2 protein-coding genes and 1 pseudogene are annotated in these 2,072 nt (G+C 69.3%); 1 reads left to right on the top strand and 2 read right to left on the bottom strand.

Annotated elements, in window-relative coordinates; translation table 11 throughout:
* Window positions 1–20: 20 nt before the first annotated feature.
* Window positions 21–971 (bottom strand): 5'-nucleotidase, encoded by a 951-nt coding sequence (locus G7A99_RS18650; protein WP_163143004.1) that lies wholly within the window; start codon window positions 969–971, stop codon window positions 21–23.
* Window positions 972–1,111: 140 nt separating this feature from the next.
* Between G7A99_RS18650 and G7A99_RS18645 the strand changes: the two genes are divergently transcribed.
* Entirely contained in the window at window positions 1,112–1,795 is a 684-nt protein-coding gene (locus tag G7A99_RS18645; protein ID WP_205599920.1) for a Bax inhibitor-1/YccA family protein, read from the top strand.
* Between the two features lie 40 nt (window positions 1,796–1,835).
* Here G7A99_RS18645 and G7A99_RS18640 read toward each other — a convergent pair.
* Window positions 1,836–2,072, bottom strand: a pseudogene (locus tag G7A99_RS18640) (uroporphyrinogen-III C-methyltransferase); the annotation flags it as partial.

The following is a 2,072-nucleotide window of genomic DNA, read 5'->3' as shown; positions in this document are numbered from 1 at the left end:
GTGGCGCAAAGGCGGCAAACTTAAGGGTTTTGCCCCCCGCCTTCAAGGCGCGCCGCACCATCGCCGGCCTCCGGCTCGTTGGCCACGCCGTGGGGGACGTGACCGGTCGCCACCGCCCCCGAGGCCCGTTCGACGTGGCCGTGCTGGTCGTCGAAGAAGATGTCCGCACCGAAGGTCTTGAGGAACGGCGTCTTGTCCATGCCACCGAGGAACAGCGCCTCGTCGATGCGGATCTCCCAGGCCCGCAGGGTGCGGATCACCCGCTCGTGGGCCGGTGCACCGCGGGCCGTGACCAGCGCCGTGCGGATCGGCGAGGCGGCGAACGGGAAAGCGGCCTGGATGCGCTGCAGCGCCTGCAGGAAGCCCTTGAACGGTCCGCCGGAGAGCGGGTCGCGGGCGGCGCTGCGCTCCGCGGCCTGGAACGCGTCCAGGCCCTGCTCCCGGAACACCCGCTCGGCCTCGTCAGAGAACAGCACGGCGTCGCCGTCGAAGGCGATGCGGATCTCGTCGTCCACCGGCGCCCGCGCCACCGCGCCGGGCCCCAGCGCGGCGGCGGCGCAGCCGGCACGCAGGGCCTCGGCAACGTCGCCGGCGTCCGCGGAGAGGAACAGGTCCGCACCGAAGGGCTCGACGTAGCGCCACGGCGGGGAGCCGTTGGTGAACGCCGCGCGGGTGATCCCCAGGCCGTGGTGCTCGATGGAGTTGAAGATGCGCAGACCGGTGTCCGCGCTGTTGCGCGAGAGCAGGATCACCTCCACCAGCGGCCGCTCCCGGCCCTCGTTGAGGCGCAGGAGCTTGCGCACCAGCGGAAAGGCCACCCCCGGCTCCAGGATCTCGCCCTCGCGCTCGATCTGGTAGGTCGAGTAGCTCTCAACGCCGTCGCGCTCGAATACCGCGTGGCTGTCCTCCAGGTCGAACAGCGTGCGCGAGGAGATCGCCACCACCAACTCGGCTTCCAGCGTCACCGGCATGTCGCCCTCCAGTGAACCTGCCCACGGGAACCCCGCTGTAACCACGCAGTCTACCAGTAGCGGGGATACCTATATGGCTTCCCGCAGGGGAATGGCATACTGCGACCGAACGGACACGACAACCAGGAGGCTATCCACCCATGTCCGAGAACTCTCGCGTCACGCCGATGAACCGTGCCGGTGCGGGCACGTCGGCGCTGGCCACCAACGCGGTCATCCGCAACACCTATCTGCTGCTGTCGATGACACTGCTGTTCAGCGCGGTGACCGCCGGAATGGCAATGGCCACCAACGCGCCGCCGCTGAACTTCATCGTGGTCCTGGTGGGCTACTTCGGCCTGCTCTTCCTGACCAACGCGCTGCGCAACAGCGTGTGGGGCCTGGCAGCCGTCTTCGCGCTGACCGGCTTCATGGGCTACACCCTGGGACCGATCCTCAACCTCTACGTGCACACGTTCAGCAACGGCACGGAGCTGGTGCTCACCGCCCTGGGCGGCACGGGGGCAATCTTCCTCGGCCTCTCCGGCTATGCGCTGAGCACGCAGAAGGACTTCAGCTTCCTGCGCGGATTCCTGTTCGCGGGGATCCTGGTGGCGTTCTTCGCCAGCCTGGGTGCGATGTTCTTCTCTCTGCCGGCCCTGTCGCTGGCGGTGAGCGCGGCGTTCATGCTGCTGATGTGCGGGCTGATCCTCTACCAGACCAGCGAGATGATCCACGGCGGCGAGACCAACTACATCATGGCGACGGTCACGCTGTACGTGGCGCTGTTCAACCTGTTCACCAGCCTGCTCCAGCTCCTCGGCTTCTTCGCGGGCGAGGACTGAGCGCCGTACGGCCGGGCCCGGCGGCGGGCCCGGCCACATCCTACCCCTGCGCCATCGACCAGCCGGCAGCGGCGTTCTCCGCCGCCGGATCGAACCAGTCGAGGCGCTCGCGCAGCCGGACGACCTCCCCCACCACGATGAGGGTCGGTGCCCGCAGGCCTGCATCACGGACCAGCCCCGGCAGCGCGTCCAGCCGCCCAGCGACCACGCGCTGCGCTGCCGTCGTACCCTGCTGGACCACCGCCGCCGGCCGCTCCGACGGTGCACCGTGCGCGAG

The organism is Arhodomonas sp. KWT (assembly GCF_010993615.1).
Note: the sequence above shows the minus strand (reverse complement) of the source record. Positions and strands in the feature narration are given on the sequence as shown.

Coding starts and splice junctions, on each gene's coding strand:
- G7A99_RS18650 (WP_163143004.1), bottom strand. CDS start 971: ATGCCGGTGACGCTGGAAGCCGAGTTGGTGGTGGCGATCTCCTCGCGC.
- G7A99_RS18645 (WP_205599920.1), top strand. CDS start 1,112: ATGTCCGAGAACTCTCGCGTCACGCCGATGAACCGTGCCGGTGCGGGC.